The following is a 25,533-nucleotide window of genomic DNA, read 5'->3' as shown; positions in this document are numbered from 1 at the left end:
AGGGCGCGCATGGAGGGCTCGGGCCGCTCGAGTACGGCCTGCACCGCTTCGGACAGTGCAACGCCTTCCAAGTCCCCATCAGGTTTGCCGATCCTGAGCAATGAGCGCGCGATGAGGTAAGTCCTTCAGCAGGTCGGCTCGTCCGCATCCTCCACGTGCTCGGGCAGGCCGGTGTTCGGGATGCCGAACTTCTGCGCGTACTGGTCGTTGAGTTCGGACCAGCCGAAGTCGACCGCCGCGGCGCCTCGGATCGGCGGGATCGGATGCCCGTCGAGCAGCTTCTCGGCCACGTCGAGGCAGAGGTGCCAGCCAGCCGCGACCTTCGGGATCCAGTCGCGGTCCTGGACAGTGTGCCGGAGTGTCAGCCGCGAACCTGTGTCGGTGGCCGCCAGTTCCCAGCGCAGCAGGTCGGTGCCGAGGGTGTACTCCAGCAGCGTCGGTGGTTCGGCGCGTACGACCTGGGCCGTCATGTCCTGGGGCTTCTCGTCGTCGATCATCGTGATCGTGGCGTCGCCTGCCTCGGAGAGGTTGCGGTCAGCGGTGTAGGGCGCCCACGCGGCGAGTTGTTCGGGCTCGGTCAGCGCGGCCCACACCTTCTCGGTCGGGTGACGCAGTTCGCGGGTGAAGACCAGCGTCCAGCGGTCTTCCGTTGCCGCGCACTCGACCTGGGCCAGCGGGCTCGGGTGGTAGGCGTCGGGGGTCATGACTGCTCCAGGTTGTCGAGGTGGCGCTCGAGAGCGTCGAGATGCCGGTCCCACAGGGCGCGATACGGCTGAAGCCAGTCGTCGAATGCCTGGAAGGGACCTGCGTGGATGCGGTAGATCCGCCGCTGAGCCTCCGTGCGGCAGGTGACGAAACCGGCTTCCCTGAGCACCTTCAGCTGCTTGGACACCGTGGGCTGGCTGACGTCGAGCGCCTCCACCAGTTCGTTCACGCTGCTCTCGGCCTGTAGGAGCCGGTCGAGAATCCGGCGCCGGGTCGGTTCGGAGAGCACGGAGAAGGTATCGACGGACACGCCTCATATATTCCTCTTCAGGAATATGCCCGTCAAGGCATACGTGCAGCCGATCCGACCACCCGCCCATCCTCTCGGCAAGTGGCGCCGGCGCGGCGGCGATATCAGCGGGCGGCCGGGCGGCAGACGTACGAACTCGCGCGCCAGTCGTGCGGCCTGCTCACGGGCCTCGAAGGTGATGCCGTGCCGAGTGCGCGGCAGGATCACCAGACGTGCGCCACGGATCTCCGATACGGGCGTAGGCGGCATCCGGACCGGCTGGTGTTCCAGGGCATCCTGTTCGTCCTGCACACCGGGATCCCCTGGGAGCAACAAGCGCAGGAACTCTGCTTCGGTTCGGGCATGACCTGCTGGCGCCGGCCGGCTGAGTGGGCTGAGGCCGGCGTGTTGCCCCGGCTGCTTGAGGTCCTCCTGGCCAGGGTGTTCACCACTGCCGTAGCCATACTCGTCCCGGCCACAGCGGTGCGTTGGTTGCGCCTCTTCAACCAGGTCACCAGGCGGCCCGAACCGGTCCGGCGCAGGCGGGCCGGCGTTTGGTAGCCGGTCAGCAGGAGGAGTGCCGCCCTGGAAGCGGCCCAGTCGAAGGCTCGCTCCAGGGCTGGGAAGCACTCCAGCAGTTGTGCACCCAGGCGGTTGATGGCACGGGTGCGGTCCGCGGCCAGGTCGTGGCGGCGGCCGGTGAGGATCTTCGGGTCCACCGCGATCTCGTCGCGCTCCTGCAGGGGCTGCAGGTCACCGCGCATTCGTGTCTGGTCGGCGATGACGTAGGCGTCTTTCGCGTCGGCCTTTCCGTCCCCCGGTAGGCGCACCTGCACCCCAGTGGGACGCGGGGCGCCTTCCCCTGACCACCGACGCACGGTCGGTCACCAGCCCTTCCAGCAATCCGATCAAGACCACCTCGAGGATCGGGGATCGGAGTTCACCAGCGAGGAGCCCCTTCGGCGAGCTGTAGTTCGCCTCTGCCGAAGGAGAAGTTCTCGTTCGGGACCGGAATCAACGCGATGAAGATGTCGTCGGGCGAGACGCCGAGCGCCTCGACCACCAGCCTGTTGATGGCCGCCGACACGGCCCGCTTGTCGTCCAGGGGACGGTGAGCCCCGAGGAGAACCGTGATGATCATGGCATCGCTGCTGCGCTCCATGCCCATGAAAGTCGGGTCCAGGAACAGTTCGCTGTCGCGGTGTTCACTGATCACGATGAAGCGGTCGCCCTCGGGGATTCCGAGTCCCTGTACCAGTGACTGGTTGAGCGCATCGGCCAGTGCGCGCTTCTGTTCCGGCGAGAAGCGGTTGGCCGGGAGGTGGGCGTTGAAAACAGGCACGAGATTCTCCTTCGAGGAGTGCGGTGTCGGGTGAGTAGGGTTCGGGGTCGATCGGCTCCAGGTACAGGGGTGTTGTGCTGCCTCTGCGCTGCGCCGTGCACAGGACCGGGCTTCGGCGATCCGAGGTGAGGGGTGCCCGCCCGGGCCTGCGTTGGGTCCCGTTATGCCTTGGTGGATCCGGACGGGGACCAGTCGGCGGTGTCCACCGGCGACCATCCGTCTTGACGCTCGTCGATGCGGTGCATGCGCCTGCCGGAGCGTGCACTCAGCACGTCCTCCGTCAGGGGTGTGACGAATGCGTTGTCGGCCAGGGTGTACTCGGCAGCGAGGCGGCCGACGGTCGGGATCGCTCCGGTGTCGATCCGCCCATCGGAGCGTCCCGCACGCGCGGCACCTGTACTACTTCGCAGGTCCCTTTGGCGAGGCCCACCTCGTCGAACTCATCCTGGCTGCTGTCGAATTCGGCGGCACTGCGATGCATGTGGTGGGCATGGGAGAGCGTGACCAGGTTGGTGACGAACTCACCCGTCTCCCGAATGTTGACGAGGGTGTCCTTGAGGGTCGTCCCGTCCGACCGGGGCTGAATGGTCAGCGACACCATCGGGGGCTTTCGACTCACTACGGTGAAGAACGAGATGGGCGCCAGGTTGGCGATACCGGATGGCGACAGAGTGCTCACCCAGCCGATCGCGCGCGGCGTGACCGACCCGATGAGGAGCTTGTACGCGGACCTCACATCCAGCTCGTCGGCATTGATGATCACGTTGATGGCCTCTCGGACGTGCGCGGCGGTGTCCCGCCGAAGAAGATGTGGCGTGGGAACTGAGGGCGGGGCGCAGATGGCCACACACGGTCCACGACATCACGGGACCTGTCCCTGCTGTTGCCCCACGAGGGGCGGCTACTCATCAACTGCTCGTCGTCTCGACCTCCTTCAGGAAGTGGTCCGCGATCACGGCGACGGTGCGGGCAGGGGTTTCCATGGGGGCTAGGTGGGCCGCGCCGTCGAGGACGAGGCTGCGCACGTCGGTGTACTGGGGAACGATCTGCTCCTCGGCCGCAGCAGTCGTCAGCACGACGTCGTACTGGCCGGTGAGTACGAGGACGGGGCGCTCATAGCCCTGGACCTCGCCGGATACGTCGTCCTGGGTCCAGGTCCGAAGGTAGGCCCACATGGTCGCGGGATCCACCGTCTTACGGGACAGCTCGTTCACGTAGCGGACAAATCCAGTTCCCAGTCGTCCTCCGGTCACTGCGGAGATGACCGTGGCCCGGGCGTCAAGGCTGTCGGTGGCCGCCTCGAACAGCTTCGAGCCGTCAGCATCGAGTGGGAAGGCGCGGCTGGGAACCGCACACAGCAGAGCAAGACTGCTCAGGCGCTCCCGGGCTGCCGGCTGCCCGGAGACCCACTGCGCGGCCTGACCGCCCATGGAGTGCCCGACAAGATGGAACTCGTCCCATCCCAGGTTGTCGGCGACGTGGATGAGATCCCTCCCCATCTCCGGGATCGAGAAGTCTCCCGTCAGCTCCCTGGACCGCCCGTATCCGCGGAAGTCCGGAAACACCCACGTGAACCGCTCGGTGTCGAGAAATGGAAGCATGCAGTCATAGGCTTTGTGGCCGGCCAGCCAGGAGTGCGCCCAGAGGACCTTGGTCGGTCCGCTGCCCGCAATGTTGTATCCCAGAGTCATTCGAATTTCTTTCGATTGGCGGGGAGCCGGATCTCGACGAATCGGGTCGGCTGATCCCAAAGGAATTTCCGGTAGTCGACGGCGCAGCCCTCTTCGTGCGCCCTTTGCGCCGATTCAGGACTTTCAGGAGGCCGCCGAGGGGAAAACCTCGAGGCCGTCGATCACATCACGCCCCTTGGCAGTGTCCGCGTACAGCCGAGCCTCCGTGATCAGCCCGTCGTTCACGGTGAACAGCAGACAGTGTTCGTTCTCCATGGTGCGGCCGTTCTTCGCCTTCGCCCTGGCCTTGACGGGAACCACCACGTGCGACCCGGCATCGAGCACCGCGTACGCGTCATAGTCGAAGTACTCGTAGTAATGATCGAAGAGGTCCTGATAGAAGGCGCGAAAACCTTCCGGGCCGCGGAATGTTCCGCCATAGGGCAGGGACGTGGGGAAATGGAAAATTACGTCGGGTGACATCAGGTCCACCAGGTCGGACGAATCGTTCTCCTCGAATCCCGAAGAGGCTCGGCTTGATCCGCCGGCTGTCCTCCTTCTCGGCCGATGCCGCACGTTGACGTTCCGGGTTCCGCGGGCCTCTCGTACATCAACCGCCTGCCGGGTCGGCGTCACGCGGGGGCAACCGCCGGGGCGCTGGGCTCCGGCAATGGCTGTAGCGCGCGCAGCGCCGTCCACGTGCCGCGCCTGATCCGATGGGAGGTCACGAGGTCGATCACGTCGTGTGGGGCAGTGGTGCGGTTCCACGTCAGGGACGACCTGCACATGGAGCATGGGCGGATCGACACGGCCCCGCTACCGGCCGTCGGCCGACTCGCGGCCGAATACACCGTGGTCGACAACGTCTTCACCACGCCCCTGGATGCGGGGCACCGGTTCTCCGCAGAGCTGCGGAGACAACTGCGCGGCGTCGTCGCCGCCGATCATTTCCACCAGGGCCGAGGCCCCGGTTTCACCGAGGAGGATATTCATGGTTGAGCGCAAGGACGTCGCGTTCGAAGCCGACGGCGGAGTCACGCTGCGCGGATTGCTCTTCCCGCCGGATGGGCCCGGTCCGCATCCGGCGATCACGATGGCCCATGGCTACGCGGCCGTCAGGGACCACGGCCTCGAGCCCTTCGCGCGAGCCTTCGCAGAGGACGGATTCGTCGTCCTGCTCCACGACCACCGCACCTTCGGAGCCAGCGACGGCGAGCCACGGCAGGACGTCGACCCCTGGCAGCAGATCACCGACTGGCGACGGGCCATCTCCTACCTGGAGAGCCGGCCCGAGGTCGACGCCGACCGGATCGGCCTGTGGGGCACCAGCTACGCCGGCGGCCACGCCATCGTGCTGGGCGCGACCGACCGCCGCCTGCGGGCCGTGGTCTCCCAGGTGCCGACGATCAGCGGGTTCGAGCAGGGGTTGCGCCGCATCGCACCGGACGCCGTCGCAGGCATCGAGGAGTCCTTCGCCGAGGACGAGCGGGCACAATTCCGCGGCGAGGCGCCGCACACCCAGACCATCGTGAGCAGCGACCCGGCGGTACCCGCCTCCTACCGGTCGCAGGAGGCCATCGACTTCTACCTGCAGCCCACGCCCGACGGCGTGTGGGAGAACCAGGTCACCGTCCGCTCCACCCGCGCGGCCCGCATGTACGAGCCCGGGACCTGGATCACACGGGTCTCCCCCACGCCGCTGCTCATGGTGGTCGCCCTCAACGACACGGTCACAGTGACCGATCTGGCGCTCACGGCCTACGAACGTGCGCTGGAACCGAAGCGACTGCGGATGATCCCGGGCGGCCACTTCGACCCGTACACCGCCCAGTTCGACCAGGCAAGCACCGCCGCCCTCGCCTGGTTCCGCGAGCACCTCACCTGACAGGCGGACTGGCCGAGTCACGCAGCATCATCGGCACGACCTGGAGGGACAACCATGTCGGACCTGACCCGGCCGGGGTCTACTCGGCAACCGCTCCCGCCGTCTCCCGCGCCGTGCGCGAGCCGTCCGGGGAGCCGGCTTCCAGGCGCCGCAGCACCGTGCGGGCCGACGGGATCAGCAGGGCCATCAGAGCGGCGGCGAGGCAGAGGGCCGTCAGGAGAGCGAAGCCGTGGGTGTAGCCGGACTCCTGGGGCAGGCCCGTCGGCTGGAGACGGGCCGTGACCAGGAGGCCGGTGATCGCGGCGCCCAGCGAGCCGCCGATCGTGCGGATGTTGGCGTTCATGCCGGTTGCCGCGCCGGTCTGGGTGGCCGGGACGCTGTGCACGATGAGCGTCGCCATCGACGCGAACGCCAGCCCGATGCCCAGACCGAAGATGCCCGCGGCGAGAGCGACCTGCCAGGCCTGCGCGTGCAGGACGGTGAGCAGCCCACCGGCCACCGCTGCGAGCGCGGAGCCGGTGACGAGCTGGGCCTTGGCACTGAACACCGGCGCGAGGCGGCCGCTGAGCACCCCGGAGACGAACATCGCGACCAGCATCGGCAGCATGAGCAGACCGGCCCCGGTGACGCCCGCCCCGAACCCGTACCCGGCGACGGTCGGGGTCTGTGCGAAGGCCGGCAAGAACGACCACAGGGCGAACATGCCCGCGCCGAAGAGCAGTGCGACGGTGTTGGTCGTCCACACCGCGGGCAGCCGCATGATCCGCAGGTCGATCAACGGATGCGCGGCCCGGGCCTCGGCGATCAGCCACAGGGCGAACAGGACGACGGCGGCGGCGAGCAGGCCCAGGACCCGAGCCGACCCCCATCCCCAGGAGCCCGCCTGGCTCAGCGGCAGCAGCAGTGCCACCAGCCACGCCGACAGCAGGCCGGCGCCGAGCCAGTGGACGCTGCCCTCGGCCCGCCGGGGCGATTCGGGTATGTGCCGGACGGCGAGCACGACCGTCACAGCAACGACGATGACCGGCAGCCAGAACAGCCAGTGGTAGTCGAGCGCTGCCACGGTGGGCCCCGCCAGGACCATGCCGAGGCCGCTTCCGGCCGCGATGACCGCGGAGAGGTTGCTGATGGCGGAGCCGACCCGCGACGCGTCGAACTCGTCACGAATGATGCCGAAGGAGAGCGGGAACAGGGCGCCGCCCATGCCCTGGACGACACGCGCCACGATCAGGACGCCGATGTTCGGTGCGAGCGCGGCGAGCAGGCAGCCCGCCAGTACGGTCAGCAGCGCGGCGACCAGCGTGCGCTTCTTGCCGAGCAGGTCGCCGACGCGGCCCAGGATCGGGGTGAAGACCGAGGCGGACAGCAGGTAAGCCGTCATCACCCAGGTCACCGTCGTCTGCGAGGTGTGCATCGCGTGCTGGACCGTGGGCAGGGCGGGCGCGATCAGCGACTGCAGGAGGGAAAAAACCCCTGAGCCGGCCGCGAGGACGGCGAAGGTGGTGCGGTGCGAGGACCGCCGGCGAGATGGTACGGACACAGTCAGCTTCTTCTTCCTCGGGCGTGCGGGCAGGCCGTTTTCACGCAAGGGGCGCGGCGAGAGCCACTCGCTCCGATTGGAAAAACGGGTGCCCGCGCCGATGGGGACGCAGGGGTGCCCGGAGGCACGATGAGGAGCGCGGCGTCACTGCCGCGTCGGGGAGGATGGAGGGTCCAGGGCAGGGCACGACCAGTGCTGCCGCCCGCCCACTGCTAAAGTGGAGGTACGCCTCCACATTACCGGAGGCATGCCTCCGGTTCAAGTCAGGAGTCCCTCGTGGCGCACACCCCGGTGAACGAGATCGTCGCGGCCCGGCGCCCTCGCCGCGCCGACGCGCGACGCAATTACGACGCGCTGCTGCTCGCTGCCCGCGAGGCCTTCGCCGCACATGGCGCCGACGCCTCACTCGAGGACATCGCACGCCGCGCCGGCGTCGGCATCGGCACGCTGTACCGCAACTTCCCCTCCCGCACCGAACTCTTCGAAGCCGTCTACGCGGACGAGGTCCACGCACTGTGCCGGGTCGCCGACGAAGTCGCCGCAGAGCCCCCCTGGCAAGCACTCACCACATGGCTCCGCCGCTTCGTGGACTACATGGCCACCAAACGCGCGATCCGCGAGGCGATGGACACACAATCAGCCGTGTTCACCTCCTGCCGTGCCTCCATGTACGAAGCAGGCGCCCCCCTCCTCACCCGCGCCCAGACAGCCGGCGAGGCCCGCACCGACATGACCTTCGACGACCTCATCCGCATGGTCGCCGGAATCACCGGAGCCACCTACCCCGAACCCGACCAACGCGATCACATCCTCAAGATCGCCCTGGACGGCGTCCGCACGCACCGAACCTGACAAGACCCCAAAGCCCACACCCGCCCCCGTCGAACGCCACCCCCACCGCCACCGCAACTGGTCCGTGAACGCGCCCCACCTCGTTACCGTTGTCCCCCTCGTTCACGCCGGAGCACGCTTCGAACGCGGCCAGCTCGTCGAACGCACCGAGACTCTTGCGGCAGGATCAAGCTCCACCGATCCCCGGACTTCCTGAAGGACATCGCCTGACAACCCTGCGGTGTCCCACCGACGACGACATCAGATACCGCAGACTGCCGCCGACCCACAGACCTTTGCACTCGGAGTGGGCCGCACCGGGCACGGCGGTCCGAGCGTGATGTGGCCGACCGAAACACTGAGCTGACCGCTGCTTCGTAGGAGGTGGCGGTCTTGTCGTATCTGGTCGCAATCCCGTTGGCGTCGTTCCTACTCCGGGCAAGATCTATTTGAAGACGATCCATGAACTGAGTGTGTCGGTTTTTGTTACTTCCCTTGCCCTTTTGGTTGGTCGGCCCCTATCTTCCAAGCGTCGAATTCATCGGATGTCGAGCTCAGCTCTCAGAAGGGGACGCCGTGAGATCCATGCATCCGTGGACCGCCCGTACTTCGTGCAGCTTCAAGGCGGTCGCCCTTGCTGTCGTGGCGTACGGTGTTGCGGCCCTCTGCGTCACGCCCTCCGCTGTCGCCGCCGAAAAGAGTGCGGGTCAATCTCAACAGACTTCAGTCATCGGATCTATGCTGGGACGAGTGACAGTCGACAACGCCAGACGCACCGTCGTCGAGGTCACGGACTTCGGCGCGGACCCCACTGGAAGGTCGGACTCGGCGGCCGGCGTCGCAGCCGCGATAGTGCATGCGAAGAGCATCCACCGTCCCACCACCATTCACTTCGCGCCCGGCACGTACCAGATCTATCCCGAGCGCACTCCCAAGCGGGAGCTCTACGTCAGCAACACGATCGGCGCCGACCAGCCGTTCAAGAAGAAGAACATCGGTATTCTCATCGAAGACATGCACGATGTCGTGGTCGACGGCGGCGGTTCGACGATCTTCGATCACGGGTTCCAGACCGTGTTCGCCGCGATCCGCTCGACCAACGTGCGGTTCACCAACTTCTCGCAGGACTGGGTGGCTCCCAAGACGGTCGACATCACGGTGGCCAAGGCCGGCGTCACGAACGGACGGGCCTACCGCGTCATCTCCGTACCCCGGACCTACCACTACGCAGTGGAGGGCACCTCGGTGCGGTGGTCCGGTGAGCGGAGCCCGGCGACTGGGCAGCCGTACTGGACGGGCATGAACTCCTTCAACTACGCGCAGGTTCACGATCCTGCGACCAACAGGACCTGGCGCACGTCGAACCCGGTCTTCGAGAACGTCGCCAAGATCACCGACCTGGGTGGTAACCGACTTGAGATCGTCTATACCAACGGCACCGTTCCAATGGACAGCGGATACGTCTACGCGATGCGCGAGACCACACGGGACACCCCCGCCGCCCTGTTCTGGGAGTCGTCCCGGGTCACCGTCGATCATTTGCGGCTCGGCTACCTCCACGGCTTCGGAATGGTCGGTCAGTTCAGCAAGGACATCACCATCGATTCGGTCGTGTTCAAGACCAATCGCAGCACCGGACGCGTGACGTCGAGCTTCGCCGACCACATCCAGATGTCCGGCGTCAAGGGCACCGTTCGCATCACCAACTGCGTCTTCGACAACCCGCAGGATGACCCCATCAACATCCATGGCACCTATCTCCAGGTGACCGCCGTGGAAGCGAAACGAAAGAGGCTGCACCTGCGGTACATGCACAACGAGACATCGGGCTTTCCGCAGTTCTACCCCGGCGACGAGATCGAACTCGTCAACAAGCGCACCATGCTGGTGGTGCCCGGCGCGACGGCCACCGTGGTCTCGGTGGACGGGCCCACCGGTACGAGCGTCCCTGCCGGCGCCGACCCGGAGACGTACCTGCGCACCATGATCGTGGCACTCGACCGGCACCTGCCCGATTCCGTCGTCGACGCCCCCGGCGACTACACCGCGGAGAATGTCAGCTACACGCCGTCCGTCGAGATCAAGGGCAATACCTTTCAGGCGGTCCCCACTCGAGGCATTCTCGTCACCACCCGCAAGCCCGTCCGGATCGAGAACAACCACTTTGACGGCATGAGCATGTCCAGTATCTACATCTCGTCCGACGCGCGCGCCTGGTACGAGTCCGGACCCGTGCGGAACGTCGTCATCCGGGGCAACGTCTTCGACCGCCCGGCGAGCCCGGTCATTTCCATCGACCCCACCAACCAGGACTTCGTCGCCGGACAGCCGGTACACCGCAACGTCCTCGTCGAGGACAACGACTTCAACCTCACCTCCTCGACGGTGGTCTCCGGCCGCAGCGTTGGTGCCCTGACCTTCCGCGGCAACAGGATCCAGCACTACGCCCACCTACGTCTCACCGGACCGGAACAACCTCTGTACATCGGGGCCACGGCAACTGTCTCCACGGACGCACCACCCCCGAGCAGCACCGTGCCGCTGTTCACTTTTGACGGCGCCGACAACATCACTCTCGCCGGCAACACCTACGCCAACGGCTTCAACAAGCGTGTCAACACCGCCGATATGGCCGCCTCCGAGGTCACCGTCACCGGTGACGGCCTGGCCTTGAACGCCGACAACACCACCAGTACACCCGTGACGGTCAGCTACACCAGTTCGGATCCCTCCGTCGCCACGGTCGAAGGCCATGGCGTGGTCACGGGGGTCCGCATCGGGCAGGCCGTGGTAACCGCCCGGGCCACGATCGACGGCCATCGCGTCCGTTCCAACCCTGTGACGGTGTCGGTGGCTCCCCCACCGGACCCGCCGACGGGGCAGGCGTGGCTGAGCGATCTGACCTTCGTCTCCCAGACCAACGGCTGGGGCCCCGTCGAACGCGACCAGAGCAACGGTGAGCAGGCCGTCGACGACGGTGGTCCCGTCACGATCGGCACCACTGCCTATACCAAGGGCCTCGGCGTGCACGCGGCCTCCGACGTCGGGTTCCACCTCGGCAAGCAGTGCTCCCGGCTCACTGCGGCCGTGGGCGTCGACGCCGAGGCCGCGGGGCGCGGCAGTGTGGTCTTCGAAGTCTGGGCGGACGGCGAGCAGGTCTGGAAGAGCCCTCTCCTGACCAACACCGACCCGGCGAGCCCCGTCGATGTCGACCTCGCCGGGGCGACCACGCTCCAACTACGCGTCACCGACGGCGGAGACGGCAACCAGTACGACCATGCCGACTGGGCGGACGCACGGCTCACCTGCTGAGGCGTCAGGCACTCCAGGGTGCGCCCGATGCCGACCATGCGAGTGAGCCCGGGGCTGACTAGGCCGGCCGGCGGCGGTGGCGCTCGGGAAACTCAACTCCGATTCGGCGAGGTCCCGTGCGGTCCCCTGCAGGGGACCGGTTGGCCGGTGTACGCGTCCGAGCGGATCCAGACCCTTCGGGCCCAGAGAGTCGCTCAAGGCGCCCCGGTTCCCGACTTGGTCAGGTTCGTCAACTGCGCGACAGCGACTCTTCGTTACTTCTCAACCACCTCTCGGTCGGGAGATTGTATTCAGTATACTTGCGGCCGGCCGTACACCCGCATCGCGCCACCCGGAGGAGCCATGACAGTCCCGCACCCCGAACTGCTCGCGCACATGACCATCCACGCGCCCGACGGCATCGTCATCGTCGACAGCGAGGGGCTCATCCTGTTCTGGAACAGCGGCTCGGAGCGGATCTTCGGGTGGAAGGAGAACGAGGCGCTCGGACAGAGTCTCGACCTGATCATCCCCGAGCGGCACCGGCGCCCGCACTGGAACGGCTTCCACGCGGCGATGGCCAAGGGCACCACCCACTACGGCGCGAGCGACCTGCTGACCGTGCCCGCGCTCAAGGCCGACGGGTCGAGCCTGTCGATCGAGTTCAGCGTGTGCCTCCTACCGGATCCGCAGGGCGGCGCCGGACATGTCGGCGCGGTCATCCGTGATGTCACCGCGCGCCGCGCCCAGGAGAAGGAGTTGCGCCGCCGCCTCGCCGACGCGAACGTTCGCGCCACGACCGTGTGAAGACACGGGGCATAGCGGCGAGGAGGGCAGGGAACCCCGGGTTCCCTGCCCTCCTCGCTGTCCCGGGTCCGCACACGCGGGTGCCCCGCACGCTGGTCGCGCGCGGGACACCTCCCCCTGTCCCTCTGTCCCTCTGTCCCTCTGTCCCTCTGTCACCAGGCGGACACGGCGTCAGGCGACGACGGAACCCTCGTGCAGCTTACGGATGGCGTCCGCGTCGTAGCCCAGGTCCGCGAGGACCTCGTCGGTGTGCTCGCCGAGCAACGGCGCACCCTTGATGTCCGGCTTGAACCCGGAGAACTTCACCGGGCTGCCCACCGTCAGGTACGTGCCGCGCTCCTTCTGCTCCACCTCGACGATGGTGCCGCTCTTGCGCATGTCGGGGTCCTCGGCGAGCTCCTTCATCGACAGGACCGGGGCGCACGGCACCTCCCACTCGCGCAGGATGTCGACGGCCTCGTACTTCGTCTTGTCGGCGAGCCACTTCTCGATCTCGCCGAAGATCTCCATGATGTGCGGCTGGCGCGCCCGGGCGGTGGTGTACTCCGGGTCCTCCTTCCACTCCGGGTGGCCGATGGCCTCGCAGGTACGGGCCCAGTTCTGTTCCTGGACCGTGAAGTAGATGTACGCGTTGGGGTCGGTCTCCCAGCCCTTGCACTTGAGGATCCAGCCGGGCTGGCCGCCGCCGCCCGCGTTGCCGCCGCGCGGCACGGCCTCACCGAACTCGTCGTGCGGGTACTGCGGGTACTCCTCCAGGTAGCCGACCTTCTCCAGACGCTGCTGGTCGCGGAGCTTGACGCGGGTGAGGTTGAGGACGGCGTCCTGCATGGAGACCGAGACCTTCTGGCCGAGCCCTGTCTGGTCGCGCTGGATGATCGCCGTGAGCAGGCCGATCATGAGGTGCATGCCGGTGTTGGAGTCACCCAGCGCGGAGCCGGAGATGGTGGGCGGCCCGTCCCAGAATCCGGTGGTGGAGGCGGCGCCGCCGGCGGCCTGGGCGACGTTCTCGTAAACCTTGAGGTCGTTCCACTTCGAGTCGTCGTTGAAGCCCTTGACCGAGCCGAAGATGAGGCGCGGGTTCAGCTCGTGGATGTAGTCCCAGCCGAGACCCATGCGGTCCATGGCGCCGGGCGCGAAGTTCTCGACCAGCATGTCCGACTCGCGGATCAGCTTCTCCATGACCTCCTTGCCCTCGGGCGTCTTGGTGTTGATCGCCAGCGAGCGCTTGTTGGAGTTGAGCATGGTGAAGTACAGGGCGTCGAGGTCCGGGATGTCCCTGAGCTGCTGGCGGGTCACGTCACCGCCGTTGATGCGCTCGACCTTGATGACGTCGGCGCCGAACCAGGCGAGCATCTGCGTACAGGCGGGACCGGCCTGGACCCCGGTGAAGTCGATCACCTTGAGGCCTGCGAGCGGCTGTTCACTCATGTCTGAATCCTTCTCGTGATGGGTTGCGCGGCGAACGGCGGTTGTGCTTGCTGATGTTGAGAGGCGGCTTGCCGGGTGTGGTGGGCGGGTCACTTCTTCGACGGCACGATGTTGCCGACGGTGATGCCCTTGGGGTTGAGGTGCGAGATGTGACCGCTCTCCGTGCCCGCGCCCGGGTCGATGGCGCAGTCGATCAGGGCTGGGCCGCCCGCGGCGAGCGACTCGGTGAGGGCCGCGGTGACCTCGGCGGGCGTGGTGGCGCGATAGCCCTTGCCGCCGAACGCCTCGATCATGAGGTCGTGCCGGGCGGACAGCATCAGGGTCGTGGGCGACGGGGCGTCGTCGAGGGGGTTGACGTCGTTTCCGCGGTACACACCGCCGTTGTTCATGATCACGGTGGTCACGGGGAGCCGGTACCGGCAGATCGTCTCCAGCTCCATGCCACTGAACCCGAAGGCGCTGTCGCCCTCGACGGCGATCACTGGCTGGCCGGTCTCCACGGCGGCGGCGATCGCGTAGCCCATGCCGATCCCCATCACACCCCAGGTGCCGACGTCCAGGCGGTGGCGCGGGACGTGCATGTCTATGACGTTGCGCGCCATGTCGAGGGCGTTGGCACCCTCGTTGACGAGGTACGCGTGCTGGTTGTCGTGCAGCACGTCGCGCACGGCGCGCAGCGCGCCCATGAACTGCATCGGGTGCGGGTCGGCCGCCAGACGCCCGGCCATCTTCTCGACGTTCTGCGCGGAGCGCGCCGCGAGCTCCTCGCGCCATGCAGCGGGCGCGGAGATCTGACCCGGCTTGGCGCGCTCGGCCAGCGCCTCGAGCACGGATTCGATGTCGCCGACGAGCGGCGCCGCGATCGGCTGGTTACTGTCCAGCTCCCTGGGCTCGATGTCGACCTGGATGAACTTCGCGTCGGGGTTCCACTGCGGCGCCTCGCCGTGCCCCAGCAGCCAGTTGAGGCGGGCTCCGACGAGCATCACGACGTCGGCCTTGCGCAGCGCGAGGGACCGGGCGGTCGCCACCGACTGCGGGTGGTCGTCGGGCAGCAGTCCCTTGGCCATCGACATCGGTACGTACGGGATGCCGGTCGACTCGACGAACTCCCGGATCCTGTCGTCGGCCTGGGCGTAGGCGGCGCCCTTGCCGAGCACCACCAGCGGCCGCTCGGCGCCGGCGAGGAGTTCGATGGCACGGTCCACCGCCGTGGGCGCGGGCAGCTGGCGCGGGGCCGGGTCGACCAGCCGGCTGAGGGTCTTGGCGCCCTCCGTCTTGTCCATGATGGAGCCGAGCACGGCGGCCGGGATGTCGAGGTAGACGCCTCCCGGCCGGCCGGAGACGGCGGTGCGCAGCGCACGGGCGATCCCCCGGCCGACGTCCTCGACCCGGCTGATGCGGTACGCGGCCTTGCAGAACGGCTGCGCGGCGGCGAGCTGGTCCATCTCCTCGTAGTCGCCCTGCTTGAGGTCGACGAGGTGGCGCTCGCTGGACCCCGAGATCTGCACCATCGGGAAGCAGTTGGTCGTGGCGTTGGCCAGGCCGACGAGGCCGTTGAGGAACCCCGGCGCGGACACCGTGAGAGCGATGCCCGGCTTCTTGGTGAGGTAGCCGGCCGCGGCCGCGGCGTGGGCCGCGTTGCTCTCGTGGCGGAAGCCGATGTAGCGGATGCCCTCGGCCTGGGCGAGCCGGGCCAGATCCGTGATCGGGATGCCGACCACGCCGTAGATGGTCTCGACGTCGTTCAGCTTCAGAGCGTCGACGACCAGGTGATACCCGTCGGTGAGCTCGGCCGGTGCGTCGGCGTTCGCCGCTGTCTCCTGTGGTGAGGGGGCGGTCATGGTCCGAGGTCCTCCTTGGGCAAGTGATGCTGTGCGGCTTGTGGATCCACCTTCCGCACCGGACCCTCGCCCCGTCCAAGACCTGACGGCGACCAGCCGATAACCGGCGTTTATCAACGGCGGGAACAGGCCTTGGCACCTGCGGTGATAGCCGCCCGCTATCGGCCGTTCGCGGTTGTGCATTGGACGCTCACGGGCCGTGGCCCGCAGGCTCGCAGTCGACCGTTTCAGCCGTGTCGGCTGTTCGCCTCAACTGGCGCGAGGAGGTGCGGTGATGACCACAGTGGCCACGGCGTCCGTGCATGAGCCGGACCGCTACCACCCGCCCGCGCTCACCGGCCTCGTCGATCTGCTGTCCCGGCCCGTGCGGGCGCGTCCGCACTCGCGGGCCCTCGTCGTCGGCGCCGAGCGCATCGAGCTGTCGTACGCCGGCCTCGCCTCGCTCGCCGACGACCTGGCCCGCCGGCTGACGGCCGCCGGGGTACGGCCCGGGGACCCGGTGGGACTGGTCGCCGCGAACACCGTCGAGTTCGTCGTGTCTCTGTTCGGAGCGGCCCGGGCCGGCGCGGTCGTCGCCCCACTGGATCCGGCCCTGCCTCCCGGTCAGCTGGGCGTGCGGCTCGGGGTGTTCGGGGCGCGGGTGGTGCTGTGCGGGCCCGAGGCACCCGCGGGCGTGCCGGCCGCCTGGCCGGTGCGGGTACGGGTCACGCCCGGCGCCCCCTGTGAGGTGACGCTCGACACGACGCGCGCGCCGCTCGGGCTGCACGGGACACCCCCGCCGGGCCTGGCCCTGGACGACGCCCTGATCCTGTCGACGGCGGGCACCATGGACCAGGCCCGCCTGGTGCCGCTGACCCACGGGAACGTGGCCGCGGCGGTGCGTGTGCTGTGCACGACGTACGAACTGGGGCCGCGGGACGCGACGGTGGCGGTCATGCCGTTCTTCCACACGCACGGGCTGGTCGCGGCGCTGCTCGCCACGCTCGCCGGCGGCGGCTGCGTGCTGCTCCCGGCCGGGGGGCGCTTCTCGGCCGACACGTTCTGGGACGACATGCGCGCGGTGGGGGCCACCTGGTTCACCGCGGTGCCCGCCATCCACGAGATCCTCCTCGACCGTTCGGCCGGTGAACATCCCGCGCCACTCGCACCGCCCCTGCGCTTCGCCCGCAGTTCCAGCGCTCCGCTCAACACCGCGACCCAGCGGGCCCTGGAGCGCACCCTCGGGGTGCCACTGCTGTCGGCCTATGGCATGACGGAGGCCGCCCATCAGGCCAGCAGTGAGCCCCTGCCGCCGCCCGGTACATCCAAGCACGGCTCGGTGGGCCGGCCGACCGGGACGCGGATCCAGGTCGTCGACCCGTCGGGGCAGGCGTGCCCGCCCGGTGTGCAGGGCGAGGTCTGGGTGCGCGGCCCCAGCGTGGCCAGGGGCTATCTCGCCGATCCGGCGGCGACTGTGCGCGGGTTCGGCGAGGGCTGGCTGCGCACCGGGGACCTGGGTCATCTGGACGGCGACGGCGCCCTGTTCCTCACCGGCCGGATCAGGAACCTGATCACGCGGGCGGGCGACCAGGTCTCCCCCGAATACGTCGAGGACGTGCTGTGCGGTTGTCCCGCCGTCGCCGAGGCAGCCGTGTTCGGGGTGCCGGATGAGCGGCACGGGCATCGGGTGGGCGCGGCGGTGGTGCTGCGCGAGGGGGAGGACGCGGAGCCCGCGGAGATCGCCAGGTACTGCCTGGGACGGCTGGCCCCTTTCGAGGTGCCCGAGCGGATCCAGGTCGTACCGGCGCTGCCGCGCACGGCCAAGGGAGCGCTGGACCGGCAGGCGGTCCAGCTGCGTTTCGCCCGGTGACCTCCGGCCGGGCGGGCCGGCCGTAGCCGCCTCGGCTCAGCGGACAAGGGGTTCCGGCACGGGCAGCGGCCGGTCGAAGAACTCGTCCAGGCGCAGTGAGGCCGCCGCCGTGATGAACGCGCGGGCCGCGAGCGAGCCCGGCGTCGCGTCGTGGATCGCGACCGAGATGAGCGCCCGCGCGTCCGGCTCGACAAGCCGCAGCACGCGCATCCGGCCGGTGACCGGCAGGGCCCTCAGCCAGGTGTGCGGCACGATGCTGGTGCAGGCGCCCGCGCCCACGTTCGCGTACAGAGTGGCCACGGAGTCGGTCTCCACCTGCGGGATGACGGTGACTCCGCTGCGGGTGAACGCTGCGTCGATGACCTGACGGATCCGCATGTCGGGGGTGAGCAGCGCGAGCGGCAGCTGGGACGCCTCGGCCCAGGTCAGGGTATCGGACTGGGGCAGCAGCTGATCGGCCGCGGCGAGCAGCATGTACCGCTCCTCGTAAAGCGGCGTCACCTGCAGCCCGTCCCGGTCCTCGGGGCCGAAGTGGGCGATGGCCGCATCGAGTTCGAAGGCGCGGAGCTGCCGGATGAGTTCCGTGGTGGACAGGCGGGACCGCACCTGGACCTTGGCCAGCGGGTGCGCGGTGCAGAACGCCGTCACCGGCAGCGCGAGCGTCGTCGAGGCTGTGGGCTCCGCGCCCAGCCGCAGCGTCCCGGTGATGCCCGACTGGACCGCGGCCACCTCGGCCTTGAACGCCTCCTGCTCGGCGAGGATCCTCTTGGCCCAGACGACCAGACGCTCTCCTTCGGGCGTCAGGCCCTGAAAGTTGTGGCCGCGGTTGATCAGCGTGACGTTGAGCTCGCGCTCCAGTTTGGCGATCGACACAGACAGTGCGGGCTGCGAGACGAAGCAGGCCTCCGCGGCCCGCGCGAAGTGCCTCTCGCGGGCCACCGCCACGAAGTACTCCAGCTGACGGAAGAGCATGCTCGCCTCCTGCTTCGTCCCCCGCACCCCATACGTCCCCGCCCCGACCAGGCCGAACACGCCTGCGGTGGCTGCGCTGCCCGAGCTTACCCGGCGACCCGGGCGGCGCCTCGCCCACGCCGAAGGCCCGGCTCCCCTGGTCATTGCGGGAGCCGGGCCGGCCCTCATCCCGTGCCGGTGCGGCGCGCCAGCAGGTCCGTGGCCGCGTGCACTGCGCGGAGCCTGGGTGCTTCGGCACCGGTGATATCGGCCATCTCCACCACCGCGGTCACGATGGCGTCGAGTTCCAACTGCTTGCCCGCCTCCAGGTCCTGGAGCATCGACGTCTTGTGGTCGCCGACCCCCTCCGCACCCCGCAGGCGTTTCTCGATGGAGATGTCCGGTGTGCTGCCGACCCTGGCGGCGATGTCCAGCGTCTCCTCCATGAGCTGGGCCACCAGCCGTCGCGTCGGCGGATGTTGGCAGATCTCGACCATCGTGGCCCGGGTGAGCGCGCTGATCGGGTTGAACGCGACGTTGCCCATCAGCTTGATCCAGATGTCGTCCCGCAGGTTCGGCTCCACGGGGCACTTCAGTCCACCCGCGATCATCGCCTCGCTCAGCGCGGTGCACCGCGCCGAGATCCCGCCACCGGGTTCGCCGATGGAGAAGCGGGTGCCTTCGAGGTGGCGGATCACGCCGGGGGCCTCGATGACGGTGGCGGGGTAGACCACGCAGCCCACGGCCCGCTCCGGCGCGAGGACCTTGCTGGTCGCGCCGCCCGGGTCCACCGCCTCGATCCGACGCCCCTCGTAGGGGCCGGCGAGCCGGTGGAAGTACCACCATGGGATGCCGTTCTGCCCGGCGACGACGGCGGTGTGCGCGCCGAGGAGCGGTTCGATCAGCGGGCCGCTGGACTGATAGGAGTGTGCCTTCAGCCCGAGGAACACGAAGTCCACGGGTCCGATCTCGGTGGGGTCGTCGGTGGCGTGCGGGTGGGCGACGAAGTCGCCGCGCGGGCTGATGACCCTGACGCCGCGCTCGCGGATGGCCTGCAGGTGCGGACCGCGGGCGATCAGGTGGACATCGGCACCACCCCGGTGCAGGGCCGCTCCTACGAAGGCTCCGATCGCGCCGGCTCCGAGGACAGCAATCTTCACGTCATCTCCTCTCGGGAGGAAGGGCGAGTGATTGTGATTGAATACTGTATGCAGTCTGCGGGTCCGATGTATACCCTTCGAACCCGAACCGATACGGCCGCGATGCCCCCGACCACCCGCCCGGATTCGCCCTGGCGTCGAGCGAACTGCACACAATAAGCTGCGCGCCTCCTGTCCGATGCCCGCTTCCTCCGCTCCTGACGCCCCCTGCGCACCGACGGACCCGCAAGGCCCCTGAGAAATGGAGAGCAATGTCTGCGTCACCACCACAACGCATAGGCGTGGTCGCCGAGTCGACCTCCGGGGAGACCAGAGTGGCGGCCACCCCGGACACCGTCCGCCGTCTGATCGGGCTCGGCTACGAAATCGTCGTCGAGACCGGCGCCGGAACCGCATCGGGCTTCTCCGACGCGTCGTACGTCGAGGCGGGCGCGCGCCTCGACGACGCCTGGCACGCCGATGTCGTGCTCAAGGTCAACGCGCCGTCCCACGACGAGGTGCGACGGCTGCGGGACGGGGCGACGATCATCGGCCTGCTCGCCCCCGCGCAGCACGCCGAACTCCTCACCCAGCTCGCGAGCAGGCGGCTGACCGCGTTGTCCATGGACGCCGTGCCCCGCATCTCGCGGGCCCAGTCCCTGGACGTGCTCAGTTCGATGGCCAACATCGCCGGCTACCGGGCGGTCATCGAGGCGGCCCACGCCTTCGGACGATTCTTCACCGGACAGGTCACCGCAGCGGGCAAAGTGCCTCCCGCGAAGGTACTGGTGGCCGGCGCCGGTGTGGCCGGCCTCGCGGCCATCGGAGCCGCCGGAAGCCTCGGCGCGGTGGTCCGGGCCACCGACCCGCGCGGCGAGGTTGCCGACCAAGTACGGTCACTGGGTGGTGAGTTCCTGCCCGTCGAGGTCGAACAGGAGTCGGCGGACGACGGATACGCGCGAGCCACCTCCGAGGCGTACGACCTGCGCGCCGCCGAGATCTACTCCGAGCAGGCGAGGGATGTCGACATCATCATCACGACGGCCCTCATCCCGGGGCGCCCGGCGCCACGGCTGATCACGGCCGATCAAGTGGCTTCGATGAAGCCGGGAAGCGTCATCGTCGACATGGCGGCGGCGCAGGGCGGGAACGTCGAAGGGACGGTGAGCGATCGGGCCGTCGTCACCGAGAACGGCGTCACCATCATCGGCTACACCGACCTCGCGGGCCGACTGCCCGCCCAGGCCTCACAGCTGTACGGCACGAACCTGGTGAACCTGCTGAAGCTGCTCACCCCGGAACGGGACGGGCAGCTGACGCTCGACCTCGAGGACGTCGTACAGCGGACGGTGACCGTGGTGCGCGAGGGCGAGACGCTGTGGCCGCCGCCCCCCGTCGCGGTCTCGGCGACGCCCGCGAAGGCCCCGGCCACATCGGCGTCACCGGTCGATCCGGCAACGCCGCGACGCCTGCCACCCGCGGGCCGCTACGGACTGATCGGGCTCGGGATGCTCGCCCTGTTCGCGCTCATCGCCGTCTCGCCCCCACAACTCGCCGCCAACTTCACGGTGTTCGCGCTTGCCGTGGTCATCGGCTACTACGTGATCGGCAAGGTCCACCACGCGCTGCACACCCCGCTGATGTCGGTGACCAATGCGATCTCAGGGATCGTGGTGGTCGGGGCACTGCTCCAGATCGGCCACCCGCCCCTGGCCATCAGCGTGTTGGCCTTCCTGGCAATCCTGCTCACCACCGTGAACATCTTCGGTGGATTCGCCGTCACCCGTCGCATGCTCGGCATGTTCTCGAAAGGCTGATGTTCGATGAACGCATCCACGGCGGCCCAGGCCGCCGACATCGTTGCCGCGCTGCTGTTCGTCTTCAGCCTGGCGGGGCTCTCCCGGCACCACACCGCCCGGGCGGGGGTGGCCTACGGCATCGCGGGAATGGCGCTTGCGCTCGTCGCCACCGTCGTCGTCGCCGGGCGCTCCGTCTCCGGCGAGTCGATCGCGCTGATCGCCGTCGCGGGCACGATCGGTGGCGCGATCGGCCTATGGCAGGCCCGTCGGGTCGAGATGACCCAGATGCCCGAGCTGATCGCCGTGCTGCACAGCCTCGTCGGGCTCGCCGCCGTACTGATCGGCTGGAACAGCTACCTGGAGGTCGAGGCACAGCGCCCGGGCTCCACCGAGCTGGCCGGGTCGCTGCTGCGGATCCATCACGCCGAGGTGTTCATCGGCATCTTCATCGGCGCGGTCACCTTCACAGGTTCCGTGATCGCGTTCCTGAAACTGTCGGCGCGCATCAAGTCCCGGCCGCTGACCCTGCCCGGGAAGAACCTGCTCAACGCCGGCGCCCTTGTCGCGTTCGTGACCCTGACCGTCTGGTTCACCGTCAGCCCGAACCTCGCTCTGATGATCGCCGTCACCGTGCTCGCGCTCGTCCTGGGCTGGCATCTGGTCGCCTCCATCGGCGGCGGCGACATGCCCGTCGTGGTCTCGATGCTCAACAGCTACTCGGGCTGGGCCGCCGCGGCGGCCGGCTTCCTGCTGGACAACAACCTGCTCATCGTGACCGGGGCGCTGGTCGGCTCCTCCGGTGCCTACCTGTCGTACATCATGTGCCGGGCGATGAACCGGTCCTTCCTCTCCGTCATCGCGGGTGGCTTCGGCGTCGAGGCCGCACCCAGCGGCGAGCAGGAGCAGGGCGAGCACCGGGAGATCAGCGCCGAGGACACCGCAAGCGCACTTGCGGGCGCCACGCAGGTGATCATCACCCCGGGGTACGGCATGGCGGTCGCCCAGGCGCAGCACCCGGTGGCGGAGTTGACGCGCCGTCTGCGGGAGCGCGGCGTGACCGTGCGCTTCGGCGTACATCCCGTGGCGGGGCGGCTGCCGGGGCACATGAACGTACTTCTTGCCGAGGCCCGCGTACCCTACGACATCGTCCTGGAGATGGACGAGATCAACGACGACTTCGCCGACACCTCGGTGGTTCTGGTCATCGGCGCCAACGACACCGTCAACCCGGCGGCGATGGACGATCCGGCCAGCCCCATCGCGGGGATGCCGGTGCTGCGGGTGTGGGAGGCGGAGCACGTAGTCGTGTTCAAACGGTCCATGGCCTCCGGGTACGCAGGTGTGCAGAATCCGCTGTTCTTCCGGGAGAACAGCAGCATGCTCTTCGGCGACGCCAAGCAGAGCGTGGAAGCGATCCTGCGCGAACTGGCGGCGAGTGACCCGAGCCCGGCGGCGAGCTCCGGAAGTCGGCCGGCGGAACAACCCGCACCTGCCTGACATACACAGATTGCATACAGAAGCCTATATGCTGTACGTGATTCCTCTCGCTCCATCACCAGCACCTCCCCGCAGCCCACCAGGGAGCCCATGCGCGAGCCACGCACTTTCCCAGCCACCGTGACGACACCCGTCAACAGGCCCGCGCCCCTGCGCCAGGCCGTCTACGACGTCCTGATCGAGCTGATCGTGGGGGGCGTACTCCAGCCGGGCCGGCATCTGATCGAGGCCGAACTCGCCGAGGACCTCGGCGTGAGCCGCCAACCGGTGCGCGAGGCGCTCCTGCGCCTCCAGGCCGACGGATGGGTGGACTTGCGCCCCGCACAGGGCGCATTCGTGCACAGCCCGACCGTCGAGGAGGCCACTCAACTCCTCAGCGTCCGCGCCGTCCTGGAGACCCACTCGGCGCGCGGCGCCGCACAGTACGCGACCGGTCCGGACATCAAGCGCCTGTGGGAACTGCAGGCCGCCGGAATAGCTGCGCTCTCCGCGGACGACGCACGCGGCATCGTCGAGGCGAACGCGGCGCTGCACGGCTTCATCACCGAGCTCGCGCGCAACCCCATCCTCGCCGAGCTGATCCGGCAGGTCGACCGCCGGGTGCGCTGGTACTACATGCCCATCGCCCGGCCACGCGGCAAGGACGCCTGGAACGAGCACGCCGACATCATCGACCGCATCGCGGCCGGTGACGCCGACCGGGCCGAAGAGCTGATGCACCATCACACCCGGACGACCACCGACTTCTACTGCCGGCAGCTGACCGCTGCACCCCCGGCCCGGGCGTGACCGCGGCGACTCCAGCCGACCTCACCTCAGGCAAGGGACCTGACACGGCAATGTGGTCGGGGCCGGACGGAGCAGGGAGCGCACCCCACCGTCCGGCCCCACCCGTGCCACGGGCGCCGCGCCGGACGACTGCCGCCGCCGCCCAACGCTGTGTACGCACCCGCGCACGGTCTGCGGGCCCGGGCGCGAAGTCGCGCCCGGGCGTTCGCTCAGTTCGCCGCGCCGGTCAGCCCCCGGTTGTCGGCGACGGCCTGCACGGCGGGCCGCTCCTGGTCCGCGGGCCGGCCGGGCTGGCGCAGCAGCAAGGTGATCAGAGCCGACAAGAAGGCGATGCCGCCTGCCAGGTAGTAGCCGCCCGAGTAGCCCCAGGCGCTGATCACCGAAGCGGCCAAGCCACCGCCGCCGACACCGCCGACCAGCTTGGCGCTGTAGACGAGGCCGTAGTTGGTGGCGTTGTTGTTCTCCCCGAAGTAGTCCGGGACCAGTGCCGCGAACAGCGGGTAGAAGGCGCCGCCGCCGAAGCCGTTGACGAAGGCGAAAATCAGGAACAGCGGCTCGTTATGGGCCTGGCCCGACCACAGCACGCCGAACTGCGCGACGCCCGCGATCACGAGGACCAGTGTCAGGGTCTGCCGGCGGCCCATGGTGTCCGACAGCCAGCCCACGGCGGCCCGGCCCACCCCGTTGACCACGGCGAGCACACCCGCCGACGAGGCGGCGATCAGCGGCCCGAACCCGAGGCTCTTGGCGAAGGGGACCTGGAAGTTGATGCCGAAGAGCGAGACGCCGCCGATGCAGACCAGGGCGAACCACATCAGCGGCAGCTGCCCGGTCCTGATCGCCTGCATCGGGGTGAACTGCCCCTTGGCCGGCGGGTTCTTGCGCAGTCTGCGCGCCACACGCTCGGCGTCCTCGCCGCCGCCCCGGTTGAGCGGGTCCACGTCGTGCGGCCACCAGCTCTTCGGCGGGTCGCGGAAGAAGAAGCCGCAGCCGCCGACGAGGAGGACCATGCCGAGGGCGATCAGGTCGAGGACCAACCGGTAGTTGTCGGCGTGGAACCAGTAGCTGAAGACGAAGATCAACGGCAGTGTGCCGTAGGCGAATCCGCCGTTGACAAAGCCCGTCCGCGCGCCCTTGTTGTCCGGATACCACTTGCCGACCATGTTGATACAGGTCGCGTAGACGAGTCCGGAGCCGGCGCCACCGAGCACCGAGTAGCCGAGTATCACCACGATGGGGTTCGAGACGTGGGAGATGGAGAGGAACCCGAACCCGGACAGTACCGCTCCGAGGAGCATGCCCGTCTTGGCGGAGAGCTTTCCGGTCTCGCGGAGCCTGCCCGCCGGGAAGGCGACGCCCGCCTGGAAGACCGCCCAGATACTGGCGATCCAGAAGGCCTCGGTGAGGGTCCAGCCATGGGCGTGCTCGAGGGTCGACTCCGCCGAGCTGTAGCCGTACTCGTAGACGCTGACGCCCATCATCGCTATCCACGGGAGCCAGACCATCCACGCCCGAGGCCTGCCCAGGATGGAGCGGTCGCTCTCCCCGACGCGGTAGACGCGTCCGTTGGTATCGACGACCTCTCGGTACGAGGGAGTCGCCTGCGGTGTTACTGACATGTGTGCCTTCCCTTGCCTGAAAAAGAGCTTGGCGTGCGCCCCCTGGGGCCTTGCTCTTCATGCGGTGGGTGAAAGCGACTCCCCTCCACGGTGCGCGCCCGGGCTCTCGCCGGGCGCGGGTAGGGGGTACGCCGTCGGCGCGTCACGGGTCCGGGGCGGCATCCCGGAGTCCGCCGGCGTGCAGGCGGTGACCTGGTGGTTCGGCCTCGGCGCGGCAGGTTCGGGGCCGCAGCGAGGTATGGCAGACAACTGACCTGCCGG

The 25,533-nt window shown here is 68.6% G+C and carries 21 protein-coding genes and 2 pseudogenes; 10 read left to right on the top strand and 13 right to left on the bottom strand.

Translation table 11 applies throughout. The annotated features are described in order from the left end of the window. Positions 1-125 precede the first annotated feature (125 nt). Positions 126-704 carry an SRPBCC family protein gene (locus OHB49_RS41010; protein ID WP_329166067.1) on the bottom strand — a complete coding sequence of 193 codons (579 nt, stop codon included), beginning with the start codon at positions 702-704 and terminating at the stop codon, positions 126-128. Further along, complete coding sequence (locus OHB49_RS41005) at positions 701-1,015, bottom strand: ArsR/SmtB family transcription factor (protein WP_329166065.1); 315 nt, start codon at positions 1,013-1,015, stop codon at positions 701-703. Before OHB49_RS41005 ends, OHB49_RS41010 begins: the two co-directional genes overlap by 4 nt. Positions 1,016-1,249: 234 nt before the next feature. Here OHB49_RS41005 and OHB49_RS45975 point away from each other — a divergent pair. Next, a pseudogene (locus OHB49_RS45975) lies at positions 1,250-1,438 on the top strand (transposase); the annotation flags it as partial. A gap of 188 nt (positions 1,439-1,626) precedes the next feature. Here OHB49_RS45975 and OHB49_RS45970 read toward each other — a convergent pair. The 5 genes and pseudogenes from OHB49_RS45970 to OHB49_RS40975 form a co-directional block, all read right to left on the bottom strand. Continuing rightward, positions 1,627-1,824, bottom strand: a pseudogene (locus OHB49_RS45970) (IS110 family transposase); the annotation flags it as partial. Positions 1,825-1,934: 110 nt separating this feature from the next. Next, the gene (locus OHB49_RS40990) at positions 1,935-2,336 is read right to left on the bottom strand and encodes a tautomerase family protein (protein ID WP_030976186.1); all 402 of its coding nucleotides are present in this window, start codon (positions 2,334-2,336) and stop codon (positions 1,935-1,937) included. Positions 2,337-2,616: 280 nt separating this feature from the next. Beyond that, positions 2,617-3,099 carry a flavin reductase family protein gene (locus OHB49_RS40985; RefSeq protein ID WP_329166064.1) on the bottom strand — a complete coding sequence of 161 codons (483 nt, stop codon included), beginning with the start codon at positions 3,097-3,099 and terminating at the stop codon, positions 2,617-2,619. Positions 3,100-3,244: 145 nt separating this feature from the next. After that, positions 3,245-4,027 carry an alpha/beta fold hydrolase gene (locus OHB49_RS40980; RefSeq protein ID WP_329166063.1) on the bottom strand — a complete coding sequence of 261 codons (783 nt, stop codon included), beginning with the start codon at positions 4,025-4,027 and terminating at the stop codon, positions 3,245-3,247. Between the two features lie 123 nt (positions 4,028-4,150). Beyond that, the gene (locus OHB49_RS40975) at positions 4,151-4,705 is read right to left on the bottom strand and encodes a nuclear transport factor 2 family protein (RefSeq protein WP_329166061.1); all 555 of its coding nucleotides are present in this window, start codon (positions 4,703-4,705) and stop codon (positions 4,151-4,153) included. Between the two features lie 54 nt (positions 4,706-4,759). Between OHB49_RS40975 and OHB49_RS40970 the strand changes: the two genes are divergently transcribed. After that, complete coding sequence (locus tag OHB49_RS40970) at positions 4,760-5,005, top strand: hypothetical protein (RefSeq protein ID WP_030976176.1); 246 nt, start codon at positions 4,760-4,762, stop codon at positions 5,003-5,005. After that, positions 4,998-5,891 (top strand): alpha/beta hydrolase, encoded by an 894-nt coding sequence (locus tag OHB49_RS40965; RefSeq protein WP_329166057.1) that lies wholly within the window; start codon positions 4,998-5,000, stop codon positions 5,889-5,891. Before OHB49_RS40970 ends, OHB49_RS40965 begins: the two co-directional genes overlap by 8 nt. A gap of 79 nt (positions 5,892-5,970) precedes the next feature. Here OHB49_RS40965 and OHB49_RS40960 read toward each other — a convergent pair whose 3' ends face one another. Beyond that, complete coding sequence (locus OHB49_RS40960; protein ID WP_329166055.1) at positions 5,971-7,431, bottom strand: MFS transporter; 1,461 nt, start codon at positions 7,429-7,431, stop codon at positions 5,971-5,973. Between the two features lie 276 nt (positions 7,432-7,707). Here OHB49_RS40960 and OHB49_RS40955 point away from each other — a divergent pair, with 276 nt between their 5' ends. From OHB49_RS40955 to OHB49_RS40945, 3 genes are all read left to right on the top strand, one after another. After that, positions 7,708-8,283, top strand: coding sequence for a TetR/AcrR family transcriptional regulator (locus OHB49_RS40955; protein ID WP_329166053.1), 576 nt, complete (start codon positions 7,708-7,710; stop codon positions 8,281-8,283). 729 nt (positions 8,284-9,012) lie between these two features. After that, positions 9,013-11,574 carry an NPCBM/NEW2 domain-containing protein gene (locus OHB49_RS40950; RefSeq protein WP_329166051.1) on the top strand — a complete coding sequence of 854 codons (2,562 nt, stop codon included), beginning with the start codon at positions 9,013-9,015 and terminating at the stop codon, positions 11,572-11,574. Between the two features lie 342 nt (positions 11,575-11,916). After that, positions 11,917-12,360 (top strand): PAS domain-containing protein, encoded by a 444-nt coding sequence (locus OHB49_RS40945; RefSeq protein WP_030976168.1) that lies wholly within the window; start codon positions 11,917-11,919, stop codon positions 12,358-12,360. Between the two features lie 171 nt (positions 12,361-12,531). Here the strand turns inward: OHB49_RS40945 and frc are convergent, their stop codons facing one another. Further along, a complete protein-coding gene (frc, locus tag OHB49_RS40940; RefSeq protein WP_329166048.1) occupies positions 12,532-13,788 on the bottom strand; it encodes a formyl-CoA transferase in 1,257 nt (418 codons plus the stop codon). An 89-nt stretch (positions 13,789-13,877) separates the two neighbouring features. Next, positions 13,878-15,629: an oxalyl-CoA decarboxylase gene (gene oxc / locus OHB49_RS40935; RefSeq protein ID WP_329166046.1), complete on the bottom strand. Its 1,752-nt coding sequence runs from the start codon at positions 15,627-15,629 to the stop codon at positions 13,878-13,880. Positions 15,630-15,903: 274 nt separating this feature from the next. Here oxc and OHB49_RS40930 point away from each other — a divergent pair, with 274 nt between their 5' ends. Next, entirely contained in the window at positions 15,904-17,478 is a 1,575-nt protein-coding gene (locus tag OHB49_RS40930) for a FadD7 family fatty acid--CoA ligase (protein ID WP_329166044.1), read from the top strand. 36 nt (positions 17,479-17,514) lie between these two features. Here the strand turns inward: OHB49_RS40930 and OHB49_RS40925 are convergent, their stop codons facing one another. Beyond that, complete coding sequence (locus OHB49_RS40925; RefSeq protein ID WP_030976161.1) at positions 17,515-18,450, bottom strand: LysR family transcriptional regulator; 936 nt, start codon at positions 18,448-18,450, stop codon at positions 17,515-17,517. A 164-nt stretch (positions 18,451-18,614) separates the two neighbouring features. Continuing rightward, entirely contained in the window at positions 18,615-19,589 is a 975-nt protein-coding gene (locus OHB49_RS40920; RefSeq protein WP_037853192.1) for a 2-dehydropantoate 2-reductase, read from the bottom strand. A 251-nt stretch (positions 19,590-19,840) separates the two neighbouring features. Here OHB49_RS40920 and OHB49_RS40915 point away from each other — a divergent pair, with 251 nt between their 5' ends. The 3 genes from OHB49_RS40915 (at position 19,841) to OHB49_RS40905 (ending at position 23,653) form a co-directional block, all read left to right on the top strand. Further along, on the top strand, positions 19,841-21,385 hold the full coding sequence (locus OHB49_RS40915) for a Re/Si-specific NAD(P)(+) transhydrogenase subunit alpha (RefSeq protein ID WP_329166042.1): 1,545 nt from the start codon (positions 19,841-19,843) through the stop codon (positions 21,383-21,385). A gap of 6 nt (positions 21,386-21,391) precedes the next feature. Continuing rightward, entirely contained in the window at positions 21,392-22,864 is a 1,473-nt protein-coding gene (pntB, locus tag OHB49_RS40910) for a Re/Si-specific NAD(P)(+) transhydrogenase subunit beta (protein ID WP_329166040.1), read from the top strand. Between the two features lie 90 nt (positions 22,865-22,954). Then, positions 22,955-23,653 carry a GntR family transcriptional regulator gene (locus OHB49_RS40905; protein ID WP_329166038.1) on the top strand — a complete coding sequence of 233 codons (699 nt, stop codon included), beginning with the start codon at positions 22,955-22,957 and terminating at the stop codon, positions 23,651-23,653. A 209-nt stretch (positions 23,654-23,862) separates the two neighbouring features. Here OHB49_RS40905 and OHB49_RS40900 read toward each other — a convergent pair whose 3' ends face one another. After that, positions 23,863-25,272, bottom strand: a complete 1,410-nt coding sequence (locus OHB49_RS40900) for an OFA family MFS transporter (RefSeq protein ID WP_329166036.1) — start codon at positions 25,270-25,272, stop codon at positions 23,863-23,865. Between the last annotated feature and the right edge of the window lie 261 nt (positions 25,273-25,533).

Origin of the sequence: Streptomyces sp. NBC_01717, from assembly GCF_036248255.1 — a bacterium.
Lineage (GTDB): Bacteria > Actinomycetota > Actinomycetes > Streptomycetales > Streptomycetaceae > Streptomyces.
The sequence above is the reverse complement of the archived record's forward strand: the minus strand, read 5'-3'. Positions and strand labels throughout refer to the sequence as shown.

Excerpts from the sequence above, each read along its gene's own strand:
- OHB49_RS41010 (WP_329166067.1), bottom strand. The coding sequence starts at position 704 with ATGACCCCCGACGCCTACCACCCGAGCCCGCTGGCCCAGGTCGAGTGC.
- OHB49_RS40980 (WP_329166063.1), bottom strand. The coding sequence starts at position 4,027 with ATGACTCTGGGATACAACATTGCGGGCAGCGGACCGACCAAGGTCCTC.
- OHB49_RS40965 (WP_329166057.1), top strand. The coding sequence starts at position 4,998 with ATGGTTGAGCGCAAGGACGTCGCGTTCGAAGCCGACGGCGGAGTCACG.
- OHB49_RS40945 (WP_030976168.1), top strand. The coding sequence starts at position 11,917 with ATGACAGTCCCGCACCCCGAACTGCTCGCGCACATGACCATCCACGCG.
- frc (WP_329166048.1), bottom strand. The coding sequence starts at position 13,788 with ATGAGTGAACAGCCGCTCGCAGGCCTCAAGGTGATCGACTTCACCGGG.
- oxc (WP_329166046.1), bottom strand. The coding sequence starts at position 15,629 with ATGACCGCCCCCTCACCACAGGAGACAGCGGCGAACGCCGACGCACCG.
- OHB49_RS40930 (WP_329166044.1), top strand. The coding sequence starts at position 15,904 with ATGACCACAGTGGCCACGGCGTCCGTGCATGAGCCGGACCGCTACCAC.
- OHB49_RS40925 (WP_030976161.1), bottom strand. The coding sequence starts at position 18,450 with ATGCTCTTCCGTCAGCTGGAGTACTTCGTGGCGGTGGCCCGCGAGAGG.
- OHB49_RS40915 (WP_329166042.1), top strand. The coding sequence starts at position 19,841 with ATGTCTGCGTCACCACCACAACGCATAGGCGTGGTCGCCGAGTCGACC.
- pntB (WP_329166040.1), top strand. The coding sequence starts at position 21,392 with ATGAACGCATCCACGGCGGCCCAGGCCGCCGACATCGTTGCCGCGCTG.
- OHB49_RS40905 (WP_329166038.1), top strand. The coding sequence starts at position 22,955 with ATGCGCGAGCCACGCACTTTCCCAGCCACCGTGACGACACCCGTCAAC.
- OHB49_RS40900 (WP_329166036.1), bottom strand. The coding sequence starts at position 25,272 with ATGTCAGTAACACCGCAGGCGACTCCCTCGTACCGAGAGGTCGTCGAT.